Source organism: Mucilaginibacter sp. NFR10, assembly GCF_900100445.1.
Lineage (GTDB): Bacteria > Bacteroidota > Bacteroidia > Sphingobacteriales > Sphingobacteriaceae > Mucilaginibacter > Mucilaginibacter rubeus.
On sequence record NZ_FMTV01000002.1, the window covers coordinates 697,669 to 722,207 of the forward strand.

Here is a 24,539-nt window from a genome sequence, read left to right on the forward strand (position 1 = left end):
AATGAAAATTAAGGACATGAAAAAAATATTGCATATTATCTCGGTATTTTCAACAGTAGCCCTGTTGTTTGCCGGGTGTAAAAAAGATAAGCCTGCGCCCCAACCCGAACCGGATGAGCCCAGACCCATCGCAGGTTTCACAGTGGCACGAACAGATAGCGTTGATTTTTTAAGCTATCAGTTCACCAGTACATCCATCAATTATAAAGATATCCTGTGGCAATTCGGCGACGATAGCACGTCGGCAGAAAAAGCACCGAAGCATAGGTATGCCTTTGATGGCTTATATCACGTAACATTAACGGCCAGAAATTCACAGGGATATTCAGCTGCGCGGGAAATAATATTGAACGTTGCCGACCCTAATTTTGACCGCACCAAGGTTGGTGAAAGTTACTTTGCTACCATAGGCGGTACATTGACTGTATCACGCGACAATGGGGGCGGCCCAAATGCAAACGAGGGGTCACTAAAAGTGGTTGACGGTGATCCGAATACCAAGTTTTTCCAATCGGGGTTCTCCGGCGACCTGGTGATGAAATATGAGCTTAAAACACCTGCCGTTGCAGGAGCCTATACCATGACATCTGCAAATGATTCGCCCACCCGTGACCCGAAAGGATGGATCCTCCAGGGGTCTGAGGACGGTATACGCTGGATAAACCTGCACAGCAAGAACAACGAAGTTTTTGCCAACCGCTTTCAGCGCATCCTATATCACTTTAATAACAATGTGGCTTATAAGTTTTATAGGATAAGCATTAAGACTAATAATGGCAGTCGTGACTTCCAGATGGCTGAGTGGACGGTTAATAAAAAGCAGCCGTAAAATTAGTTGTTTGTAAGAATGATCCATGGAATGTTCGATCTGATGTTACGTAAGTTCATTCGCCCGGTCAACAGTTTTTAAGGAATAAGGCCCGGGAGTGTAGTATCCGGGCTTATTCCTTAGGTATTCGGTCATATAAAGTGTAATAGCATAACTTATCCGACAATTATCAGCACTTATGCTAAGTTGCTTTTACTAATTGTATCACCAGCCGGTAAATCAATTTAGAAAAAAATCCAGGTGTCGTTCATTGCCAGGAATGTAGCATTTGCCGAAAAAAAGAACTACTTGGTCGATATTTTTTCCTTATAGGTGACTTTTCATGCTATTTGCCTAAAAAAAAACATGAAAACCATCATTTGTAATCTCCCGGCATGGCTAAAAGTATTTCTTTATTTTGTTTTGCTTACCGCCGCCAGGTTCGTCGCAGACGCTGTTCCTGCGTTAAATGATCTGTCCTTTTATATGGCCGTCTCATTGCTAATAAGCTGGCTGTTGCTATGGGCAGAAGGGAAAACACTAAAGACGCTAAAGTTTATTCCGGTGTGTAGCAGTAATTGGCTTCAGTTACTATGCGGAACCGTGGGCGGCATTTTAATGTTAATCGTCACGGCGATGATAACCGTTTACCTCACCGGCGACCAATGGCATTTCAACTCGTCGCCTGACATCATATTCCTGCTGATGTGCTTTCTGGCAAACCTGTGGTCGGTGTTTGTGCAGGAATTTGCTTTTCGCGGATATCCTTTCCAGACGCTGAACAGTCACTATGGAGCATGGAAAGCACAGCTCATCATTGCGATACCTTTTGGTTTGATGCATGTAAACAGTACAATGGACATGCAAACTATTTTGATGGCTATGTTGACGACAGGGTTGGGATCGGTTTTGTTCGGGATGGCTTATCTATATACCCGCAACTTAGCTTTGCCAATAGGTTTGCACGTAGGATGGAACTATGCTCAGGCGTTGATCCCCCGAACAGCAGGCGCTGCAGGGAGGACGATTATCACGGTGGATGGTGATCCTAAATATTATAGTTCGCTATACATAATCGGCCCATATTTGGGTGTTGTCTTATGTACAATGGCAGTTTTGTGGTTACTTAAACAAAGAATGAGGATAAGCACGGTACCCTTAACTTCATCTCCTCAATCCATTTAACACCATGAAGGTTATCTTGCAAACTTTACTGTTCTACGTTTTGACAGTATTCGTATTTATCTTATCCGATCTTTGGGCTAAAGATTTGGGAGAGAAATATGCCTCGCATATCGCAATGGCAACCGCCGCGCTTTTTACCCTTTTATTGGTGATCATATTTTGCAGGCTGCGGGCCATACCGCTAACTGAAGCAGGTACTATTCCTGACAAAGGAAGCCCGGGCCGTATAATTACCGGATTTCTCGCCGGGCTGCTGATGTCATGCCTGCAACCGGGCATACTGATGATTATGGGTTACGTGAAGCTTCAATTTAACGCCTTTGATCCGCATGTTATCGGTCTGCATATGCTGCTTTTTACGTTGATCTCCTGCCGCGAAGAACTTGTGTTCAGGTCTTATGCTTTACGTAGTCTTGCCGACCGCTTTGGAGCAGGCTCAGCGCAATTGTTTATTGCCGCCTTGTTTGTTTTTGAGCACATCTGGGGAGGAATGAACTGGTGGATGGCGTTGATTGGCTCAGGAACCGGGGCCTTGCTATTTGGCTATGCGGCTCTTAAAAGTAAAGGAATTGGACTCCCGCTTGGCCTGCATACAGCGTGGAATATGGGACAGTGGTGCTGGGGAGGCAAAGGTGATGCTGGCATCTTTACCCAAAGGATCACGGCGGGCAGGGAAGCGTTATCTGAAGTTATAGGCTTGTCCGTTTTTGTCGGTGCCGCGTTATTTGCCGGTTTGGCCATCGCTTATTATTACAAACGATCGGTTCAATCATGATAACATAATTGATCTTTTGTTGCCCCGCAACCCTGCTCGTTGCCCTTAAAATACCTCTTTGTCGATTTATGTTGTGTAATTGACAAAGATAAGCCAACTTTAAATAACAATGTTTCAAAGCTTTGCTCTATACACCTCCCGGCCCGGGTACCGCAAAATGGTGCACCTTTTATTCTGGCTTGTACTGCTTATAGTTAGGCTATACCTCACGCTGATTACCTTCAACGTTTACAGCGGTTTGTCTTTTAGTATTGTTTTCCTGCTGAACCTAAACAGCACTTTGCTTATCGCGGCTGTATTTTATCTGATGACAGGTCCGCTATGGAAGCTATTGCAGCGGAGGCAATATTTTTACTTTACTTTCTATTTTTTTGGTTTGTTATGCGGCTACACATTGATCGAGGCGGTAGCGGAGCAGGCTTTGCTCAGGTCCTGTTCCGGCTGCTTGCTCAGTTTGCAGAAAGGTCAGCCGCAATATTTTGCCCTGGTACAATCCGGCCTCATTAACATTGTGCTGAAGCGTCTGCTTAGCCTGGGCACCCCATTTGGCCTTTTGCTGACGCTGAGTATTCCGTTATGCCTGAAGCTGGCGGTTAACGCCTGGCGATCGCAACTAAAAGCTTTACAGCTTGCAAAAGACAACCTGGAGCTGGAATTTAACTTTCTGAAAGCGCAGCTCAATCCACACTTCTTATTCAATTCGATGAATAACATTTACGGCTTGATACTGCAAGGTAACCAGGAACGGTCTGCCGGATTGGTCGCTCGCTTGTCTGAGATGCTGCGCTATATGCTTTATGAATCCAATGAAGCATTTATGCCTTTGCAAAGCGAGATCAAGCTGATACAAAATTACATAGAGCTGGAAAAAGTGCGCCTGAACGATACCGTGGTCATAGTAAACATCGCTGTGGATTCCATGACATATGAAATACCGCCGCTTTTACTCATGCCGCTGGTTGAAAACGCGTTCAAGTTTTCTCCTGATGAACCGGGAGCCCGTATTCATTTCTTTCTGGATGTGGCTGATGGCCGTTTGCGTTTTACATCTGACAATGTAGTAGACCGTCGGGAACGGGTACAGCAAAACGGAGGGATAGGGTTGGGCAACCTTAAAAAGCGTTTAGAAATGTATTACCCCGGCAAGTATTGGTACGAAGATAATTTTGCTGACGGTGTTTATAACGCCATCTTATCTATTGAGCTGACATGAAAAAACTGAGCTGCCTTATCGTCGACGATGAGCCCATTGCAAGAAGTATATTGGAAACGTATATCGAACGCCTGCCGGAAATTGCTTTAATAAAAAGCTGCCGCAATGCGAATGAAGCTTATGAGGCGCTTTATGAACATGTTGTCGATCTGATTTTCCTGGACATCAAAATGCCCGTAATTACCGGAATAGAATTCTTTCGTTCATTACCTAATCCGCCGCTGGTTATTTTTACCACTGCTTATTCCAGTTATGCTGTCGAAGGTTTTGAACTGAATTCTGTGGACTATCTGATGAAGCCGATCACTTTTGAGCGGTTTAACCAGGCCGTGCGGCGGGCGCAGGAGCGGTTGGTCTCGCATCAACCAGAATTGGATCCGCCGCCGTATATCTTTCTCAGGCAGGATACCCGCCTGTTAAAAGTGAATTTTGATGAGATCAGTTATGTGCAGGCGGAACGTGACTTTTGCTCTGTTTATCTGTGTAACGGTAAACGGCTACTTGCAGGTATGCATCTGAAAATCCTGGAAGAAAGATTGCCGGCTAAACGATTTATGCGGGTACATCGTTCCTATATCATTAATCTGGACAAGATCACCAGTATTAAAGGTAATGTAATAGAATTCGGAACTACGGAAGTTCCGATAGGGAACAGTTATAGGGAGCTGGTATTTAAAGTATTGCGGTTATCATAAAGCATTTTGGTTATATAAACTTATTTTAAGCTAAATTCAAAAAATCCTCTCTGTGGCTAATTTTACCACAGAGAGGATTAGGCCTCAACCTCAATTGGGCATATTTGCTGCGTCCATATAAACAATTTCCCATTGGTGCCCATCCGGATCTGCAAAGCTGTGCTGGTACATCCAGCCGTAATCTTGAGGTTCGGCATAAATGGAGCCTCCAAGCCCGGTTGCTTTTGTTATGGTTTGCTGCACTTCCTCGCGCGAGGCTGCATCAAGCGCCAGCAATACTTCAGTTGCCAGGTGTGCGTCGCTTACTTCTTTTTTGGTGAAGGTTTTAAAATAGCTTTCTACAAGCATCATTACATAAATATGCTCACTTACCACCATGCAGGCCGCCTTGTCGTCGGTAAATTGTGGATTAAAGCTGTAGCCAAGACCGCTGAAAAATGCCTTTGACCGCTCCAGGTCTTTAACAGGCAGGTTGATGAAAATTTTTGTTGCCATGATTTTAAATTTTTTAATTGTTATTGATGGCACAAAGTTGCGGCAACCATTTTTTTTAAAAATTTACATATGTTGAGAAAAGCGAAAAATCTTCACTTATTTGCAAAAAATATGCGGCTTAGCTGCGTTGGAGTAATGCCGAGATAGGCGGCAATGTGCTGTTTCTTTAGCCTTTTCACTAAACCAGGATATTTGCGGAGGAAATTATCATAATTGGTTTTAGCCGATTCATATCGCAGCGACACTTCATAAGGTTCCTTTTCAATTATCCAATGCTGTTCCATGTAGCGGATATAAAAAGCGGCAATATCGGGATAAATGGTAACGAGTTTTTTAAATTCCATAAAATTGTATTCGAGCACATCTGTATCCTCAAGGGCTTTTATGGTAAAATTACCCGCCGACTGTGTGAGCGTTGCTGTCATGGAACCGGCAATCCGGTTTTCGGGGAAGAAATATTTAACCACCATGTCGCCGTTTTCGGCAGCGTAGTATTGATACATTAATCCATTCACAACAAACGCCACTTTTTTAGGTACCTGACCTTCGGTAACAAAATAATCGCCCTTGTTATAAGTATTTTCGCGGAGCAAAGCCGCCCATGCCGCTTCGGCCTGCGGTGAGAGTTCAGCGTACGTTTTTATTTTTTGGAAGAAAGCATCGTGGCTCATTGGCTAAAGATATGAATCTTATTTGCCGGTGCGATGAAGATATCAAACTGCTCAAACGCGGTTCTATAACTAATTGAACATTTAATAGGGGATAAAAATTACAGAATCTTTGGAAAGAAAGGCGACCGCTATAATCGTCAAATTGAAGCCGGCCTGTATAAGAACGTTCCTGAAAGTGTTTATAAGGAACTGAGATCCTCACGGGTGAAAGGCCGCTATCTGCACTTTTTCGTAAAGAATAAATATGAGTTTGAGCAAATATCAACGGGCTAAATCACCAAACGAAAGGTGAGGTTTACCCTCGCCTTCATTAATTTGTTAGACTTGGCAATCCGGTGTTCCCAATACTCCTGCAATCCTGATTTCATCAGCAGGAATGAACCATGCCCGAGCCTGACGGAGTAATGTTCTTTGTGATTAACTTTATTGCGGATGTCAAAACTGCGCACCTGCCCCAGGCTTACCGAAGCAATAATTGGCTGACTGCCCATAATGCTTTCTTTGTCACTATGCCAGGTTACGGAATCATTTCCATTACGATAGTAGTTCAGTAATACGCTATTGAAGGTAATACCCGCTAAAGGTTCTACCATGCCCCGGATAGTTTGCAGTTCCGGTGTCCAGGGGAGTGTTCCTGCGATCCGGTCGGTGTTTCCATACCAGCAGGTGAGCCTCGGTGTCAGGTATTCCTTATCCCAAAGTTTTTGCGTTGTTTGTTTCCAGGGTGTTTCCCTGATCAGTTTTTCTAACAGCCAGTCACCCGTTGCCGGATCAATTAAACCGGGCTGGTATTCCAGCAAATCCTTAGGCAATCCTTTACTTTGCCCGGTTTCGGCAAATAATGTCAATTGTTCCATCACTAAATCCGTTCCACATAAGTTGTTATAAAATGGGCCAATTGTTCCTGTTCTTCTGGTTGCAGTACATCGCCGTCGTATATCCAGTAGCCCTTCGCGTCAAATAAAATACGGCCCATGTAAACGGGCGGCTGATCATAAGCCGTATAGATCTCATAGCATTGTACAGCGTGCTTTTGCGCTGTATCCGGTACAATTTTCACCACTTCCCGTGAACCATCGCGGTATTTAAGCCAGGCTTTAGCCTCGCTTTTTAAATACGTTTTGACCAACAATTCCTGCATTTGAAATTTTTTCTCAAAGATATATAAAATACTAATATTTTTAGCATTAAATTTGTACACCCTATTTGGTACAAACACGATGGAAACGGTACACGACCGAAAAGCGCTGATTAACAGTCTGCAAAAGAATATTTTGCAATGGGAGGGCTATAGGCCGCCGCCTGCAGGTACGCAGGGATTGGTAGGCCTGGGGGCAGTGGAAACGGCTTTCCCCAACGGCGTTTTTCCTTTAGGTGCAGTGCATGAACTGGTTTGCAGTACCACCGAACAGGCTACTGCTTCCAGCGGATTGATTAGCGGCCTGCTCTCCGTGTTTATGCAAAATGGCGGGGCCTGTTTATGGATCAGCCTCACCGGAAACATCTTCCCACCGGCATTAAGCGGCTTTGGTATAGAACCCAGCCGTTTGATCTTTATCCGGGTGACCAAAGACCAGGAAGCCTTATGGGTGATGGAAGAAGCGCTGAAATGCGCAGGGCTTGCCGCGGTTGTGGCAGAAGCACGGGAGCTGGATTTTAAACAATCGCGCAGGCTTCAGCTGGCTGTTGAGCAAAGTCATGTTACCGGGTTTGTGCTGCGTAATGCCGTTAAAAAGATCGGTTCAACGGCTTGCGCTGCCCGGTGGCAGGTGAACCCTTTGCCGAGCGAGCCTGTTGACGATTTGCCTGGTCTTGGTTTTCCGCGCTGGGAGGTAGAACTATTACGTGTCCGTAACGGGCATCCGGGTACCTGGATCATAGAATGGGCAGAAGGTAAATTCAAACAGGTGGAAAAAGAGCAAACAGCTAAACCATTTAAACGGAAAGCGGGGTGAGTTATGCAGCACAGGTATATGGCTATTTGGTTTCGTCACCTGGTGACAGACTGGCTGACACTCCGGCAGCCGGAATTGAAAGATCAGCCCTTTGTGCTGGTTGTGCCCGAACATAACCGTATGATCGTCAGGGCAGCTAATCCCGAAGCCGAAGCACAAGGTGTTCGTACAGGAATGCCGGCAGCAGATGCCAAAGCGATTACCACCAATTTACAGGTTATTGATTTTCCGTTAGGTCAGGAAAGTAAGCTGCTCCGGCATTTGGGTTTATGGTGTATCCGCTATACACCGGTTGTGGCTATTGACCTGCCCGATGGTTTGACCCTTGATATTTCCGGCTGTGCACATCTATGGGGTGATGAAAAAGGATATTTAAAAACCATTGTACTTAAATTAAGGGGTATGGGCTACGATGCACGGGCCGCTATTGCCGATACTGTTGGCGCAGCCTGGGCTATTGCCCGGTATGGTAAGATCAGGCCCATTATTGAAAGCGGCGGGCAAGCGGAGGCCATTGCCGGTCTTTCTCCGGCCGCCCTCCGGTTGGAACCGGAAATACTGGACAAACTGTATAAACTCGGCTTCCGGTATGTTAAAAATTTTATGATCATGCCGCGTACTGTGCTGCGCAGGCGTTTTGGTGAAGGCTTTTTGTTAAGGCTTGCCCAGGCTTTGGGTACTACTGATGAATACCTGACCCCGATTATCCCGCCCGTACCTTATGTTGAGCGGCTACCCTGCCTGGAGCCGGTACGAACGGATAAAGCCATAGAAATTGGCATTGAAAAACTATTGCAAGGCCTATGTAGCCGCTTGCAAGCTGAAGGAAAAGGTGTGCGTAAGGCCGTGCTGAAATGTTTCCGGATTGACGGCAAAATGGTACAAGCGGGGATAACGACCACGCGCGGCTCACATAGTGTTTCCCATTTATTCAAGCTCTTTGGTTTACAGATCAGCAAGATTGAACCTGCTTTGGGTATTGAGCTGTTTCTGCTGGAAGCACAAAAAGTGGAAGATATCGACCCCTTGCAGGAAAAGCTATGGCTGGGGGACCCGGGCTTGCAGGATACCGCACTGGCTGAGCTGCTTGACCGGATTGCCGGAAAGATCGGCCCCGAAAGAATTATGCGCTACCTGCCTGCCGAGCATTACTGGCCCGAACGTTCCATCCGGCCCGCTCTTTCACTCAAAGATATCTCGCTGGCCGGCTGGCGGGCTGACAAGCCAAGACCAATACGCTTGCTCAGCAAACCGGAAACCATTGAAGTTATGGCTTTATTGCCGGATTATCCGCCAAAAATATTTATCTATAAGGGTAAGCGCCATGTTGTGGACAAAGCAGACGGCCCGGAACGTATTGAACGGGAATGGTGGCTGGACAAAGGTGAGCACCGCGACTATTATATGGTGGAGGATGAGCATGGGGGCCGTTATTGGCTGTTCCGTTCGGGGCATTATGATAGCGGAGGTGCCCAATGGTATTTACACGGATTTTTTGCCTGATGATGAAATACGCGGAATTATATTGTACCTCCAATTTCAGCTTCCTGCGCGGTGGATCTCACCCGGAGGAACTGGTTGAGCAAGCAGTGGTTCATGGTTATACGGCCATAGCGGTTACCGACCGGAATAGCCTGGCCGGTATTGTCCGGGGGCATATTGCCGCAAAAAAACTACCGGTACAATTTATTCCCGCTTGTCGCCTGGACTTACTGGATGGGCCGGGACTGCTGGCTTATCCTACTGATCTTGCTGCTTATGGCCGGCTTTCGGCCTTGCTCACCAGGGGTAATCTGCGCGCTGAAAAAGGTGAATGCCATTTATATAAAGCAGATGTGTATGAACACCGGGAAGGCGTCCTGTTTATCATCATTCCGCCCGATGAGCTCAACGCGCGGTTTGATTTTGCAGATGAGTTTAAAACAGCAGTAGCAGAATATAAACAAGCTTTCGGGAATGCCTTATACATGGCTGCCCTACGTTCTTACAGCGGCGATGATGCCAAACGGCTGCACAGGTTAGCCGGTATGGGTATACCTTTGGTTGCTGCCGGTGATGTGCATTATCATGAACCGAACAGGAGGGAACTACAGGATGTATTGACCTGTATCCGGGAGAAATGCACTATCCATAACGCAGGGTACCGGCTGCATCAGAATGCGGAACGCTACCTGAAACCTATTGAAGAAATACACCGGATCTTCAGGCAATACCCGGAAGCCATTGAAAATGCGCTTGCTATTGCCGAAGCCTGTACTTTTTCGCTGGACGAATTAAAATACATTGAGCCGGAAGAAAAGATCTTTGACGGATTAACGCCACAGGAAAGGTTAAAAAAATACACGTGGGAAGGTGCACATGAACGTTATGGTGAGCATATACCGCCTAAGATAGGTAAGCAGATAGATTTTGAACTGGCCTTTATCGAAAAGCGCAGGCTGGCGCCTTACTTTCTCCGCGTATATAAATACACCCGGAAAGCAGAAGAACTCGAAATCTTGCACCAGGGCAGGGGTTCTGCAGCCAACTCAACGGTATGTTATTGTTTGCGCATTACGGCGGTCGACCCGATGAAGTCACGTTTGCTTTTTTCCCGTTTTATGTCGGATGCACGCGAGGAATGGCCTGACATCGATGTGGATTTCGAGCATGAACGCCGCGAGGAAATCATCCAGTATATTTATGAGGATTATGGCCGGGAACACGCGGCTATTGTAGCTACCGTTACGCAGGAGCGGCATAAAGGAGCAATTCGGGATGTGGGCAAAGCGATGGGCTTATCTGAAGATACGATTAAACGTATCGGTGGTACGATATGGGATTTCAGTGAAGAAGGTTTTGACGAAAAGCGCTTGCAGGAACAGGGGCTTAACCCGGGCGATCCATTGATATACAAAGTACTGGAGCTGACGACACTGCTGATGGGTTTCCCGCGGCAATTGGGTCAGCATACCGGCGGCTTTGTTATTACCGATAACAAACTATCCGACCTGTGCCCGGTGCTCAACGCCCGCATGGAGAACCGTACTCAACTGGAATGGAACAAAGATGACCTGGAAGCGTTGGGCATTTTGAAGGTGGATGTTTTAGGATTGGGTATGCTGACCATGATCCGCAAAGCATTTGACCTGATAAAACAACATTATGGCCGAAAGCTTACCTTAGCCAATATTCCGCAGGATGATCCCAAAGTTTATGAAATGATTGGCCATGCGGATACACTTGGGGTATTCCAGATTGAGAGCCGGGCGCAAATGTCTATGCTGCCAAGGCTGAGGCCCCAATGTTTTTATGACCTCGTGATAGAGGTGGCTATCGTGCGGCCCGGTCCCATACAGGGTGATATGGTGCATCCTTACCTGCGCAGGCGTAATGGCGAAGAGCAGGTAGTATATCCATCAACGGAACTGGAAGATATTTTAGGCCGGACGTTAGGTGTTCCGCTTTTTCAGGAACAAGCGATGGAGATCGCTATTGTTGCAGCAGGCTTTACACCGGCCGAGGCTGATGAACTGCGCCGGAGCATGGCGACTTTTAAAGCGAATGGCAAGTTATACCTGTACGAAAAGAAAATGGTGGAGGGTATGGTGGCGCGTGGTTATGAGGAAGATTTTTCGAGGCGGGTGTTTAAGCAGTTACAAGGTTTTGAGGGTTATGGTTTCCCCGAAAGTCATGCCGCTTCTTTTGCGCTGCTGGTTTATATATCTTCCTGGCTGAAATATTATTATCCGGATGCTTTTGCCGCCGCTTTGCTCAATAGCCAGCCCATGGGTTTTTATCAGCCCGCTGAGATCGTGGACGATGCACGCGGGCATGGTGTTTTTGTTCGTGGCGTGGATATTAATTATTCGGCCTGGGATCATTCGCTGGAAGAACAGGCCGGAAAATATAAGATATTACGCTTGGGTTTCCGGTTGGTGAAAGGGCTAAAAGAAGAAGAAATGAATATCCTGGTTGAGAATGCACCTTATCAACATATTATCGATTTGTCAAATGTTGGGATTTCGCAGGCAGCTTTGGAGAAACTGGCTGATGCGGATGCATTCCGCTCTATCGGCCTCGACCGCAGGCAGGCGCTTTGGGAAGTTGCCGCTTTAGGTGACCGCCCCGTGGCATTGCTGGAAAGTTTGCCTTCGGCCAGCGCAGGTGAGCAAATTGAATTACCGCTAATAACCGCGGGTGAGCACGTGGTACAGGATTTCGCTTCTACCGGCTTATCCATTAAAGCGCACCCGGTAAGTTTTGTGCGGGAAGATTTGAACCGGCTGCAGGTTATACCGCTCAATCGGATCCAATCGTTAAAAAATGGCGAAAAAATTCGTGTTGCCGGGATGATCACCGTGCGGCAGCGGCCGGGGACGGCCAAAGGCGTGGTATTCGTAACTATCAAAGATGAAACCGGCTTTGCCAATCTTGTGGTTTGGGGTAAGTTTTTTGATAAGTACCGTAAAGAGATCGTTCAGTCGCAACTGCTCCTGGTAGATGGGCATTTACAGGTTGAGGGCGAAGTGATCCATGTGGTGGTACGCCGCTGTTATAATCTCAATTCTTTATTGGGTAAACTGACGGCTGTATCTGATGAACAGCCTTCTTTGCTGAGCCTGTCCAGGGGGGATGAAACCTCAATGCCTTCATCTGATCCGCGAAATATCCCCAATAAGAGCGCCTTTCATAAGGGCAGGAATTTTCATTGATGAAGAGCTTATCATTAATAAGGCTTTTAATAAACTCAAAAGGCAGTTATAATTGTCTTGCTATGCCTGTAAAAGGGATATGGTAAGGTTTATCCGATCAAAGGAATTGCAATACCAATTGCTCCCATTCCTCTTCCAAAGAAAGGTTGGGGCGCACCTGCCGCGCTTTGCTATACCAGTAGTCAGCATTTCCAATATCACCTTCTTTACGGTGCAAATAGGCATGGACCCAGGCCGATGCCTGATCTGTCAGATGATCAACCTGTGCATGAGCCTGATGCCAGTCGCCTTTACCATCAAACCAAAGGCTTTTTAGCTGTGCAGAAAGTCCGTTAACAGGTTGTTCTAAATTTAATGATGCTTTAAATTCTGTTAAAGTTGTCATTGGTATTAGTTTTTTACAATAAACGTAATTGGTACATAGAACTTTTATAAAAACATAGTTCAACTCCTTACCGGCATTAATTATTGCGTAGTAGTAAATATCCTAAATTAATCGGAAAATTAAAGGGGATGTATTATTTAATCAAACATAGGCCGGTTTATAATTTCTGATGTAAACATTATAAACAATGTATTACGGTGTTGTGCAATACCGCGATTTTTGCTTTAGCAGAAAAAAGAAAAGCAGTGCAACTAAAACCTTAATGCCGGCGTCTTATGGTTATTAAAGCCTGATCATATGTTAAAAAACTACTTAAAGATTACCTGGCGCAACCTCTTACGCCAAAAAACATTCTCCCTGATCAATATCCTCGGATTGACCATAGGCATGGCCAGCGCAGCGCTGATTTTGTTGTGGATCCAGAATGAGGTTAGCTATGATCAGTTCCATGAAAAGCGGGAACGTCTTTACTCTGTATATAACCGCTCTAAATTTGACGGTAAATTATGGAGCTGGGAAACCACGCCTAAAATCATGGGTAGGGTGATGAAAGCGGAGTTGCCGCAACTGGAAAAAGTGGCCAGGGTAACTGATGCCAGTTTTTTGTTTAGCATTGGCGACAAACGTTTAACTGCAACAGGCGATTTTACTGATCCGGATTTTCTTTCCATGTTCAGTTTTCCATTAATCAATGGAGACCCCAAAACCGCTTTGAATGACCTTCATAGCATAGTTATCACTGAAAAATTTTCAAAGAAACTTTTCGGAGAGGAAAATGCGCTCGGCAAAACAGTTAAAATAGATAGTAACGCTTATTTTAAAGTGACGGGTGTGATGAAAGACCTCCCGAATAATACCCGGTTTGATTTTGAATACCTGATTCCCTGGTCGTATCTAAAAAAGATAGGGCAGGATGATGAATACTGGGGCAATAACTCCATTCAAACGTTTGTTCTTTTAAAACCCGGCGTAACGGAAGCTCATGCTGATGCCGCTGTGCTGAACTTTACCAGGAACCATTCCGATACCAAAGATATTCAGCAGTTTTTGCACCCCGCAGCCAAATGGCATCTGTATTCGCAGTTTAAAGATGGGGTGATAGTTGGTGGGAGAATTGAACGGGTCAGGGTATTTTCACTGATCGCTGTACTGATCCTCGTTATTGCTTGTATAAATTTCATGAATTTAAGTACGGCCAGGAGCGAGACGCGTGCAAGGGAGGTAGGCATCCGTAAAACTGTAGGCGCATTAAGGGGCTCGTTAATCTGGCAGTTTTTAGGTGAATCTGTTTTGATTGCACTTATTGCCGGTATTTTTGCCATCGTCATCGTACAAATCAGTATGTCGGGTTTCAACCAGCTTACCCAAAAGCAACTATATGTACCATATAGCAATCCCTATTTTTGGCTCACCGCAATTGGATTTATACTGGTTACCGGTGTTATTTCGGGAAGCTATCCTGCATTGTACCTGTCTTCATTCAAGCCCGTAGCTGTACTGAAAGGTACTTTTAAGGCGGCAAATGCTTTGGTTACACCACGTAAATTGCTGGTGGTTATTCAGTTTACTTTTGCGGTGGTATTGATCATTTGTACCATCATTATCCGCCAGCAATTACAATACGCCCAGGACAGGGATACGGGGTATAAAAAAGATAACCTTGTTTACACATTTATGTCCGGCGAAATCGCGAAGCACTATCAATCCATCAGAAATGAATTGCTTTCCAGTGGCGCCGCGACTTCGGTGTCCAGAACAAATTCGCCTATAACCCAGCGATACAGCGATAGCTGGGGTTTTAACTGGCCAGGTTCACAGCCCAAGAACAAGGTTGATTTTATTATTTACACTTCGGACGGAAGCCTTATTAAAACCATGGGCCTTAAGCTTGTTGCAGGCAGGGATATCGACCCGGTAAACTATCCGACGGATTCAACAGCCATGCTGGTGAATGAAGCTTCGGTGAAGGTCATGAACCTGAAAGATCCTGTTGGTAAATTAGTTACCCAGGGCGAAGGTAAAGACATCAAAACATGGCATATTGTTGGAGTTATCAAAGACTTTATCATCAGTTCGCCTTATGAACCTGTACAACATATGCTGATTGAAGGCCCCAGTTCCTGGTTCAATATCATTCACTACAAGCTTAATAACGCTAATTCGACAAAAGAAAACCTGCGCCGCGCCGAAGCTGTATTTAAGAAATACAACCCGGATTACCCGTTTGAATATAGTTTTGTTGACCAGGAGTACGCCAAGAAGTTTGGCGATGAGCAGCGTATCGGGACTTTGGCCAGCCTGTTTGCCGGATTGACAATCGTTATATCCTGTCTCGGACTTTTTGGCCTGGCGGCTTACATGGCGCAGAACCGTATCAAAGAAATTGGCATCAGAAAAGTGCTTGGCGCATCAGTTGCCAGTGTGACCACACTGCTTTCCAGGGATTTTCTGAAGCTGGTCGCAATCTCATTTTGCATTGCGGCGCCAATAGCCTGGTATTTAATGTTCCAATGGTTGAAAGGATATAGTTACCGGATCTCTATTAATATCTGGGTATTTGTAATCGCCGCCGCGCTGACATTGCTGATCTCTGTTTTGACAGTAAGCTACCAGGCAATCAAGGCTGCATTAACAAATCCGGTAAAAAGTTTGAAAGGAGAATAACACCCTCATTACAGGGTGTTGCATTCTCATTACCATAAAAGGCAAAGTAACAGCCCGGTGAAGGGCCCGTTTTAAATTTACTGCCCCCAAAAAGTTAGACACTATTTGGGGGCATTTTATGCATAAAACAGAAGTGATCGCTTCTGTTACGCCCAAAACGTTAGTTGGATCCTGAACTTCATAAGCAATCCCAATCAATAACGAAATCTCCACGATTAAGCCGGTACGGTGAATAATATGGGCTTAGGTTACTGGTTTTTTTTAATAAAACTTGGCTAATGCACCCGTTTTAAGGCAGGCATATATATGCCGGTACGTCAGCCCGACAGCATTATTAAAATTTTTTATTTCAAATAGGTGTAACAAATTCGTTCGGGGGGTAGTCCTATGGTTATAGTACTATGTATTGCATGGTATTATAGGATTTGTAGCCTGGTTAAGATTGGCTCAAAAAGATTAATGGTCAAACAGTTCACCTATCACATCAGCATGAAACTAAAGCTCTTACTCCTCATCTTATTTTCAATCGTTATGGCCCCGGCCTTCGGGCAGGCGGGGCAGGCGTTATTCGCGGTAAACGGCATCGCAACGGATTCACTATCGAAACAACCGCTTGCCTATGTAACCGTAAACCTGCGCAACGAAGCAAAGCAGTTAGTCCGCACCACGGTGACTAAAACCGACGGCACGTTCCGGTTTGAAAAGCTGCCATCAGGACAATATCTTCTCTCGATGGTTAGTGTCGGTTTTAAGACGAAAACACTTCCTGTTGATTTTTTAGATAATAATAAACCCTCTATAAATCTGGGGAGCATTGCCCTGGGCACACAAACTACACAGCTTAAAACGGTGGCTATTACGGCCGACAGGCCTATCATTAAGCAGGAGGTTGATAAACTCATCTACGACTTAAAGGCTGACCCTGACAGTAAAAGCAGCAGTGTACTGGAGATGATGCGCAAAGTGCCTTTGTTAACAGTAGACGGTGACGATAACATCCTTTTAAAGGGAAATAGCGGCTACCGGATATTTGTTAACGGTAAACCATCAAGTATGATGGAGCGCGATCCGAAGAATATCCTCAAAAGTATGCCTGCGTCAACCATTCAAAGCATCGAGGTAATTACCAACCCTTCGTCGAAGTATGATGCCGAGGGAATGGCGGGGATTATTAATATAGTGACCAATAAAAAAATAAGTAACGGGTACAATGGCACGCTAAACCTTAGCCATGTATTCCCGGTAGGCGGCCCACGATTGGGCGGGTCATTTTCGTCTAAACAAGGCAAGCTGGAACTATCAGGCTATTTTGGCGGGAATATCTCCAATTCGCCCGAAGTGCTCAGTTCCATTTCGAGGCTTACCACCGGGAGCAACCCTACGAGCCTTAACCAGAATAACACCGCGAAATGGGATGGCAAAAATGGCTATACGGAAGTTGGCATCAGTTACGAAATTGACAGTCTTAACCTTATTTCGGGACAATTCAATATTAACGGAAATAACCAGGACGGCATCAACACGCAAAGTTCTGTTTTGAACGAAGCCGGCAACATGGTTGAAGGGTACGACCTGTACAATAACAATACGGCAGGCGGCAGGGGCCTGAATGTCGGTTTAAATTACCAGCTGGGTTTTAAAAGCAATAAGCAAAGGCTGCTCACCTTTTCGTACCAGTACTATACATTCAACAACAGGCAAGATGCGTCGCTGACGGCATCTAATCGCGTGAACTATACGACGCCCGATTACCTGCAACACAATGAAGGTGAATCTTCCGAACAGACTGTCCAGGTAGATTACGTTCAGCCTGTAAAGAAGTTGAATATTGAAATGGGGGTGAAAGCAATTATTCGTGATAACAAAAGTGACTTTCAATATCTCGGATTTAATGCGTCAACCGGTAATTTCGAGGCCGACCCATCGCGAAGCAATAAATTCGATAATAACCAAAATGTACTGGGTGCATACAACAGCTATACCTATACCCTGCAAAACTGGAGCTTTAAGGCAGGCGCCAGGGTAGAGGAGACGCTGATTGATGCTGATTTTATTTCTACCTCATCGCAGCTGAACAAAAATTTCTTTAATATAGTGCCTTCGGTAAGTATTAATAAGCGGTTTAAAAACTCCAGTACGCTGAACTTCGGGTTTTCGCAAAGGATACAGCGTCCGGGTATATATCAGCTAAACCCCTTTGTAGATCGCTCGAACCCAAACTTCGAATCGTCGGGAAACCCCAACCTCAGGCCCGCGGTTTCCAATAGTATCCAGTTGGGTTATAGCAGAACGAAAAAGGCATCCTTAAACCTGATGCTTGGCTATAATTATTTTAACGACCTGATCATGCCCGTTGTGATTTTCGATCCGGCTACGAATATTACCCGCAGCACTTTTGATAACACCGGCAAAGCCCGCCTGTTCACCTTTAACGCCAATATCAATTACCCCATCACCAAAAAATGGAGCTCATCATTCAACGGTAGGATTGCGCATGGCCGTGTGCAGGGCATAGTGAATGGCCAACTGGTGAAAAATCAGGGCTTTATGTATGGCGCATCACTAAACAGCGGTTATAATTTAGAGAAGGGCTGGCGGGTTAGTACCAACGTGTTTCTGAATGGGCCTAACCTTTCTATCCAGGGTACATCGAATCCTTACGCCAGTGTATCCTTTACAGTTAATAAAGATGTAGTGAAGGATAAACTTTCGTTCTCGGCCACGGTGAATAACCCTTTCAGTAAATACAGGAATAATATCAGGAGTTCATTCGGGCCCGATTTTACCCAAACAAATATTAACCGCGCCTATTTCCGGGGCTTTACCGTCAGCCTTAATTACCGTTTCGGCAAACTGAAGGAAGCGGTTAAGAAAAACAAACGGGGTATCAGTAATGACGATGTTCAGGGAGCGCCTTCGGGGAACTAAGAGCATTTAACAAATAACAAACAGGCGGAGGGGCCGCCTGTTTGTTGATAACCTTTCCATATTCCAGGTTCGGTTTTAGTTATCTAATAACCTGCGCAGATCGCCCGCACTGATCTCCTGTACCGGCTGGAATGTATTCCCGGCTGCATAATGTAACAAGCTGTATCGGAGCTGTCTTGCCGCTGCCCGTTCCGTTGATTGGCTATGAAGATCCATTGTACAAAGAATTAAGCTCCCGGAACCAACCTTGAACTCAACAAGCGTTGCCAGGTTACGGTTCCTGAAAAAGTTATCGATCACCCGGACTATCGGCGTTGCAGGAGCTCTCAATTTATCAAGTATCAGCGACCGGGAACGGGTCACCAGGTCCCACCATTGCCAATCCGTATAAAAGTCAGTAGGGAAATCAGCCAGCGCGTTATTTTTCTTGTCAATGAGCAGGCCCATACTGCCTGGTTGGTCGGGGAAATGGACCGGGCTCCAGAAAACAGGAGCGAAACGGCCGTCGATACCTTTAACGTTGGCAGTATCCGGATTAAGCAACACTTTTCGCCCCGCTTGCAGATAACTAAGGGCACTGTCGATGGATGTAGTAAAGATCACGTTATTAAAAGATTCCGGATTTTTATTTGGGTAAACCCAAATTTTCCAGTGATTAGTATAACCGGTATTGGCTATGCTTACAGTGATCAGTAATTCACAAGCCCGGTCGATTTTGCTGAGATCTATCGAGAAACTTCCCGCAGAAGCGTTGCCAATAGCAATAGACTGCCGGCCAAGCGAACCACGAAGATTAAAGTGCTTATCTGCTGAAATTGCCGACCAAAGAATTTCGCCATTTATTTGCCGGTCGCTATAGTTGGCAATTTCGGCAGCCGCAGCAAAACGCTCACGATTGCTGTAAGCCGCCTTTTCAAAACGGATCAATGGCACCACCGGGCCACAGAATTTGCTAAAATCAGCCGGCGAAATCAAGCTTTTACTATCCCAGAAAGCATTTAAAATCCCAACAAGTGCTGTTCCCTGTCCCGGAAAGTCATGAAGGTCAAGCAATTGAAACCCGCTAACACCCTTGGTTTTCAATGCGCGTTCAATTTCTTCTTTGTAAAGCTGAACAGCGAGTGTTCCGCTTGCTTTAAGGTAATCAGGAGCCAATCCAAGCATCCCTTTTTTGCGGAGGTTGTTCCGTACTGCCTCAAAGTTAGCTGGCCGCAAAACCCCAGTATATTTTTTTATTTCTTCAAGATCCGGATAAACAGAATACTGGCCCACCTCGTGAATAATAAGGGGAACTGTTGTCCCTTCCAGCGCTTTACTGTAATCTGTCTTAAAATCGGGCGGGTTGGTGTTAAAAATACCCTGTCCCCGTACCCATCCTTTTTCCGTGTACTGGGTAATAAAATAATCATCGGCAGGATCCGGATTTTTGCCATGCCCTTTTTGAAAGCTGAAGGTGGTTGTGGTGTATAAATGCCGGTTGTCTTCCTGCTTTAACTTACGCACCAGCTTCTCCAGCCATCCAAAATCGCCCTCCAGTTCATTGCCCATGCTCCAAAAACAAAATGAAGGATGGTTGCCATAATTCCGGATAATATTTTCGGCTTCCTGTTCCAGGTAAATCAATGTTTTTGGGTCTTTGCCCACGGTTAGTGCCCATAGCGGCAGCTCAACATGCAGGTAAAAACCCAGCGAGTCGGCTACCTGAAATGCTGCTTCAGGCGGGCACCATGAATGAAAGCGAAGATGGTTCAGCCCGTAAGCTTTAGCGGTCTTAAACACCTTCAGCCAGCCGGCTGTATTCATTGGTGGATGGCCTTCCAGCGGAAAAATATTGCATTCAAGTGTACCGCGCAGAAAAAGCGGACGACCATTGATACGAAGTTCGTTCCCGGTCGCGTTAATATCCCTGAAGCCAAAACTTTGAGTCCTGGCATCCAAAACTCGTCCCTTGCTGTCAATTACTTCCGTGCGAAGGTTGTATAGCCGCGGATGAAATTCGTCCCATGATTGCACCGCCGGAACCTGGAGGTTAATTTCCTGCTGATCATGCTGAATAACGGTTGGGCTGGTTTGTTTAACGACCTTTTTTCCGGAAAGGAGGGAAGCCCGCAGATAAGTATCGCCACGATGGGAACCGCCCAGGCTGATAGCTGCCTTTACGCTGTGATTGGCCAGCGAGGAGTATACCTGTACCTGGTTAATAACTTGTTTGCCTATGTCGATCAGCTGCATCTTTCCGATAACGCCGTTCCAAATGATCTGTGTACCGTCGGTGTAGGCATGGGCAAAGTCATTTACGCTGATATCATGCTGTTTGCGATTGTCTACGCGAATGGTGATCACATGTTTACCTGCTGCCAGAGGACCTAATTTGAAAACTTGTGGTGCAATCAGGCTTTCCTGTGTGCCGGCTGGTTTGCCATCTATCCAACAATCGGTTTTCCAGATCACCCGTTCAAGCGACAGCAGGGCGTTGGCCATCCGGCTGGTTAAATTAATGCTGCGCTGGTACCAAACAGCACCGATATACCTGTGTTTTCTGGACAGATGCAGCATGATGTCCTTGCTCAGCACAGTTGTATCCACCTTTACAGGCGCCCCGATACCGGCGTCATCTAAGGTGCCAGGCAGCCATATGCTGTTAGTAAATTGCTGTTGCTGCCATTTCTGATCCAAACCATTGTCAAGCGAATCGAGTCTGTACAGCCATTTGCCGGCAACCGGGATTGGTTTAACCTGCGCCGAAATGGTGGAACTTGCTACCAGTGCCGCGAGCAAGAAAAATGTTTTTTTTAAAGAATACTGCATCATTGATAGTGAGCGGTTAAAGTAGTAACAGAGCGGGGCTCAAGTGTTATTGTGCCTATTGGTGTTGTTGATTTTTTGAGATTTTTGAGAACTGTTGTAGTGTACACATCAAATGTATTTCCGGCCAATTGTGAACCACCCGGATCAACCGTGTATTGTTTGCTTTCGGTACTCATATTTATCAGCACAATAACCAATTGTTTTGAAGCGGGATCTTTGTATGCGGAAACCATTTGTGTTCCTGTTGCCAGCACGGGATCGGTAACATCGCTTAATGCTGCATTTATGCGGATCATCCCCGGCCTGATAAACCGCGAATAATTTCCCAAACACCACAATTGTTTTGAATCACTAACCAGGCCATTGGTTTTCATGCTGTTCAGGTCATATCCACCAGATGGGTCGTTAATGTATACAAGCCCGTCACTATAATTATAAGTATCAACGGCAAGCCACCACTGCCATGAAGTTACATTGGCCACCGTAAGGTCATGATGAATAACTTTGGCCACATACAAGCCGTAATCAATACCGGTATTTTTCGGGTACCCATTCAATTGACCACAAATATCGCCTAATATACCAAACTCTGACTGCCAAAGATGGAGACTTGGGTCAATAGTCTTTTGCTTATCTGCTGCGTGTTGCCGGTAACTGATCAAATCGGTGCCCGGACAGGTAGTAAAATAACTGTGTGCTGATAGTAAGTGCTCCATCGAAGGGACATCGCCTATATAATTAGCGGAGCTTTTGTTAAAGAACTGATTGAGCTGATCGCCGCGACCATCGCTGTTGTTAGCATCCAGCGAATTCCATTGATTGGCTTCACCAAGACAGATCGTGGTAGCTAAGCCGGCAGCTTTCATCTTCGGGCCCAACAGGCGTATAAAGTCTGCAATTTCAGCATTGGTAGCACCAGTGCCTTCCTGCGATGGATTTTCTCCCCAATTCCACTGGGGTTCATTAAAGGGGCTGAGATAATTAAAAGGGGTACTGCTTGATTTAAAATGCTTTAAAACGCTAACCAGAAAATCTGCAAAAGCATTTTTTTTGCTTTCTGTCAGGTTCAGATGACTGTTAGCCAAACCATAAGCTTTATTATTTTGCGTGAACTGTACCGGTGGCGAAACAGAAAATGCCAGGAAGTCTTTTACACCGCGTGCTTTCGCTGCCGACAGGAACCATTGCTGGCCTGCTTGTTTGTTCCAGTTATAATTATTATTTGCATCCAGAAAGCATTCTTCCCGGCGAAACTCATCCGGTATTCCGCTATCCGAACCTTGTTCATAGCTCCCGGCGCCGATGTTGAAGCGCCAAAGCGTAAGGCCAATGCCTTTGGGATTGCCCTGCTGGTCGGCTTCCATGCTGAACAGGTAATCAGCAATCTGATTCTTTTTGGTAACATCATTCCACTTTCCGATGAATTTGGTTGTCCAGCAATCAGAGGCACCAAAGCTTTGCATCGTTTGCTGCTCATTTCCCAAATTGATAGTGATGCGGGCCGGGCCGGTATTGCATATATTAACGCCATTAACGATGCAACCGTCGTCTCCTTTTTTAATTCCTGTTTTTTTAGCGCAGCTGAATGAGTTTGATACACCCAGCATTACCATGAACAGCAGTGCTGATCGCAAATTTATTTTCATAATAGTTATTTAAAGCCGCCGGCATGCCGGCGGCTATTTGCTAATATCCCGGGTTTTGTGTAATCTTTCCGTTCGAGGCAATAATTTCCTTTGATGGGATAGGCCATAGATTATGTGTTCCTGCAATAAAATTAGCACCCTTATTTTGAGGTTCGTTCAGGTTCTTAGTTTCATATGGGTCTTTGCTTTGTTGCGTATTGTATTTAACAAAACTTCCGTTCGGTCCTAAAATGCTGTTGATCACCGGTTGTCCGCTTTGATCTTTCCATCGCCTGATGTCATACAAACGATCTCCTTCCAGGGCCATTTCGAGCCTGCGCTCCAATCGCACAGCGTTGATGAGGTTCCAGCCGGTAAGTGTCATATCGGTAGTGAGGCCAACGCGGTTCCTAACCGCACGCATTGACTGTAAAGCCTGGGCCGACTGCTGCTGCATAGCGGCAGCTTCAGCATTCATCAGGTAAACATCTGCCAGCCTCAGGTAAATATGATCTTTTGAAAAGCGGCCGTTCGGTGTTCTTTCACCGCGAGGTACATAAACTTTTCGGTTGTACCTGGCAGATTTACATTGTGCCGGATTGGCATTGAATGAGGTATTGGCCGGATCGCCGGCAACCGGGAAGCCCTGGCGCATGATCGTCCAGTTTAACCTTACACTGTCTGCCTGAGATTTAAAGGCATTTTCAAGATCGCTGGTTGGCGTAAAATATCCCCATCCGCCTTCGGTCCCAGGCATGGAGGTTGTAGGAAAAATGTTGCCCAGGTTTGGATATTGGGTAGAATACTGGTACTGTATTTCAAAAATAGACTCAGGTCCGTTATGATTAGTTGTTTGCCATATATTACCAAAAAACGTTTCCAGGTTGTATTCACCAGAGCTGATGATCTGGCTGGTCAGATTTTGAGCTCCTGCCCAATCTTCGGTATACAGGTCGATCTTGGCCAGCAGTGCTTGCGCTGCTCCCTTTGATACGCGGAACTTATCTGTGGCGCTATACTGGGATTTATTTGGTAAAATGCCAATAGCACTATTAAGATCTTGTTTAATGAAATTGTACACATCGGCGGCGCTGGTCCTGCTGTAGGTATTTTCCTGAGGGCCCAGTGTCTTAGAGATCAGCGGAATCCCGCCCCAGTTTCTTACCAGCTCAAAATATTGGAAAGCCCGCAGAAACTTGATCTCGGCGATAAGCTTCTGTTTGGTAGGGTCGTCAATCTGCGATTTCTGAATGCCTTCAATGGTAGCATTAAAAATATAAATGCTTTTGTAGATTTCGATCCAATGTGCCTCAATACGATCATTTTCGGCATTTAATGTGTAATGCGCGGCCTGTACCGCCGTGCCTTGCCCACCGTTAATACCGATCCACTCATTGTCGGAGGCGGCCTCGCCGCCTACTTGCTTCCACCATTGCGTCTGCCACCAGTCGTCAAAGTCAATGTATTTGTAGCAAGCAATCGTTGCGCCACTGGCTTCATCAACTGTATTATAAAAAGTATTGGCCTGTATAGCGTTACCATAAGGTTCCTGATCCAGGAAAGTCTTTTTGCAAGCGCTCATGCCGGCAATAACCAGTACGAGCAATATATATTTCAAGTGTTTCATTGTTGTTTACT

19 protein-coding genes are annotated in these 24,539 nt (G+C 45.7%); 11 read left to right on the top strand and 8 right to left on the bottom strand.

Annotated elements, in window-relative coordinates; translation table 11 throughout:
* The first annotated feature begins 16 nt into the window (after positions 1 to 16).
* The 5 genes from BLP33_RS10760 to BLP33_RS10780 all read left to right on the top strand — a co-directional run bounded on the left by BLP33_RS10760 (position 17) and on the right by BLP33_RS10780 (position 4,676).
* Positions 17 to 829: a PKD domain-containing protein gene (locus tag BLP33_RS10760; RefSeq protein WP_175489990.1), complete on the top strand. Its 813-nt coding sequence runs from the start codon at positions 17 to 19 to the stop codon at positions 827 to 829.
* Between the two features lie 345 nt (positions 830 to 1,174).
* On the top strand, positions 1,175 to 1,993 hold the full coding sequence (locus BLP33_RS10765) for a CPBP family intramembrane glutamic endopeptidase (protein ID WP_090527451.1): 819 nt from the start codon (positions 1,175 to 1,177) through the stop codon (positions 1,991 to 1,993).
* A 4-nt stretch (positions 1,994 to 1,997) separates the two neighbouring features.
* Positions 1,998 to 2,768, top strand: coding sequence for a CPBP family intramembrane glutamic endopeptidase (locus BLP33_RS10770; RefSeq protein WP_090527454.1), 771 nt, complete (start codon positions 1,998 to 2,000; stop codon positions 2,766 to 2,768).
* 109 nt (positions 2,769 to 2,877) lie between these two features.
* Complete coding sequence (locus tag BLP33_RS10775; protein ID WP_090527456.1) at positions 2,878 to 3,981, top strand: sensor histidine kinase; 1,104 nt, start codon at positions 2,878 to 2,880, stop codon at positions 3,979 to 3,981.
* Positions 3,978 to 4,676, top strand: coding sequence for a LytR/AlgR family response regulator transcription factor (locus BLP33_RS10780; protein ID WP_090527460.1), 699 nt, complete (start codon positions 3,978 to 3,980; stop codon positions 4,674 to 4,676). The genes BLP33_RS10775 and BLP33_RS10780 overlap by 4 nt, the downstream gene beginning before the upstream one ends.
* Positions 4,677 to 4,766: 90 nt before the next feature.
* Here the strand turns inward: BLP33_RS10780 and BLP33_RS10785 are convergent, their stop codons facing one another.
* Together BLP33_RS10785 and BLP33_RS10790 are read right to left on the bottom strand one after the other, a co-directional pair.
* On the bottom strand, positions 4,767 to 5,171 hold the full coding sequence (locus tag BLP33_RS10785; protein ID WP_090527463.1) for a VOC family protein: 405 nt from the start codon (positions 5,169 to 5,171) through the stop codon (positions 4,767 to 4,769).
* 92 nt (positions 5,172 to 5,263) lie between these two features.
* Positions 5,264 to 5,842: a Crp/Fnr family transcriptional regulator gene (locus tag BLP33_RS10790; protein WP_090527466.1), complete on the bottom strand. Its 579-nt coding sequence runs from the start codon at positions 5,840 to 5,842 to the stop codon at positions 5,264 to 5,266.
* Between the two features lie 153 nt (positions 5,843 to 5,995).
* Between BLP33_RS10790 and BLP33_RS27850 the strand changes: the two genes are divergently transcribed.
* Positions 5,996 to 6,115: a KTSC domain-containing protein gene (locus BLP33_RS27850; RefSeq protein WP_371328319.1), complete on the top strand. Its 120-nt coding sequence runs from the start codon at positions 5,996 to 5,998 to the stop codon at positions 6,113 to 6,115.
* Here BLP33_RS27850 and BLP33_RS10800 read toward each other — a convergent pair.
* Positions 6,112 to 6,699: an alpha-ketoglutarate-dependent dioxygenase AlkB family protein gene (locus BLP33_RS10800; RefSeq protein ID WP_090527469.1), complete on the bottom strand. Its 588-nt coding sequence runs from the start codon at positions 6,697 to 6,699 to the stop codon at positions 6,112 to 6,114. The two genes, BLP33_RS27850 and BLP33_RS10800, sit on opposite strands and share 4 nt — an antisense overlap.
* 2 nt (positions 6,700 to 6,701) lie before the next feature.
* Positions 6,702 to 6,983, bottom strand: a complete 282-nt coding sequence (locus tag BLP33_RS10805) for a hypothetical protein (RefSeq protein ID WP_139159971.1) — start codon at positions 6,981 to 6,983, stop codon at positions 6,702 to 6,704.
* A gap of 79 nt (positions 6,984 to 7,062) precedes the next feature.
* On the opposite strand from BLP33_RS10805, the gene BLP33_RS10810 reads away from it, so the two are divergent.
* From BLP33_RS10810 to BLP33_RS10820, 3 genes are read left to right on the top strand one after another with little or no spacing between them, the layout of a single operon-like run.
* Entirely contained in the window at positions 7,063 to 7,797 is a 735-nt protein-coding gene (locus BLP33_RS10810; RefSeq protein ID WP_090527476.1) for an ImuA family protein, read from the top strand.
* An 18-nt stretch (positions 7,798 to 7,815) separates the two neighbouring features.
* Positions 7,816 to 9,300: a Y-family DNA polymerase gene (locus BLP33_RS10815; RefSeq protein ID WP_254780099.1), complete on the top strand. Its 1,485-nt coding sequence runs from the start codon at positions 7,816 to 7,818 to the stop codon at positions 9,298 to 9,300.
* The gene (locus tag BLP33_RS10820; protein WP_371328318.1) at positions 9,300 to 12,491 is read left to right on the top strand and encodes an error-prone DNA polymerase; all 3,192 of its coding nucleotides are present in this window, start codon (positions 9,300 to 9,302) and stop codon (positions 12,489 to 12,491) included. The genes BLP33_RS10815 and BLP33_RS10820 overlap by 1 nt, the downstream gene beginning before the upstream one ends.
* Before the next feature lie 97 nt (positions 12,492 to 12,588).
* On the opposite strand, the gene BLP33_RS10825 is transcribed toward BLP33_RS10820, so the two are convergent.
* A complete protein-coding gene (locus tag BLP33_RS10825) occupies positions 12,589 to 12,876 on the bottom strand; it encodes a hypothetical protein (protein WP_090527483.1) in 288 nt (95 codons plus the stop codon).
* A gap of 297 nt (positions 12,877 to 13,173) precedes the next feature.
* On the opposite strand from BLP33_RS10825, the gene BLP33_RS10830 reads away from it, so the two are divergent.
* The gene (locus tag BLP33_RS10830) at positions 13,174 to 15,540 is read left to right on the top strand and encodes an ABC transporter permease (protein ID WP_090527486.1); all 2,367 of its coding nucleotides are present in this window, start codon (positions 13,174 to 13,176) and stop codon (positions 15,538 to 15,540) included.
* Between the two features lie 489 nt (positions 15,541 to 16,029).
* Positions 16,030 to 18,468: an outer membrane beta-barrel family protein gene (locus BLP33_RS10835; protein WP_090527700.1), complete on the top strand. Its 2,439-nt coding sequence runs from the start codon at positions 16,030 to 16,032 to the stop codon at positions 18,466 to 18,468.
* Positions 18,469 to 18,543: 75 nt separating this feature from the next.
* Here BLP33_RS10835 and BLP33_RS10840 read toward each other — a convergent pair whose 3' ends face one another.
* Genes BLP33_RS10840 through BLP33_RS10850 form a run of 3 tightly spaced genes read right to left on the bottom strand, consistent with a single transcriptional unit; the run spans position 18,544 to position 24,528 of the window.
* Positions 18,544 to 21,279 (bottom strand): glycoside hydrolase family 2 TIM barrel-domain containing protein, encoded by a 2,736-nt coding sequence (locus tag BLP33_RS10840; RefSeq protein ID WP_254780100.1) that lies wholly within the window; start codon positions 21,277 to 21,279, stop codon positions 18,544 to 18,546.
* Positions 21,276 to 22,922, bottom strand: a complete 1,647-nt coding sequence (locus tag BLP33_RS10845) for a glycoside hydrolase (protein ID WP_254780101.1) — start codon at positions 22,920 to 22,922, stop codon at positions 21,276 to 21,278. Before BLP33_RS10845 ends, BLP33_RS10840 begins: the two co-directional genes overlap by 4 nt.
* Before the next feature lie 40 nt (positions 22,923 to 22,962).
* A complete protein-coding gene (locus BLP33_RS10850; RefSeq protein ID WP_090527489.1) occupies positions 22,963 to 24,528 on the bottom strand; it encodes a RagB/SusD family nutrient uptake outer membrane protein in 1,566 nt (521 codons plus the stop codon).
* Positions 24,529 to 24,539: the final 11 nt, after the last annotated feature.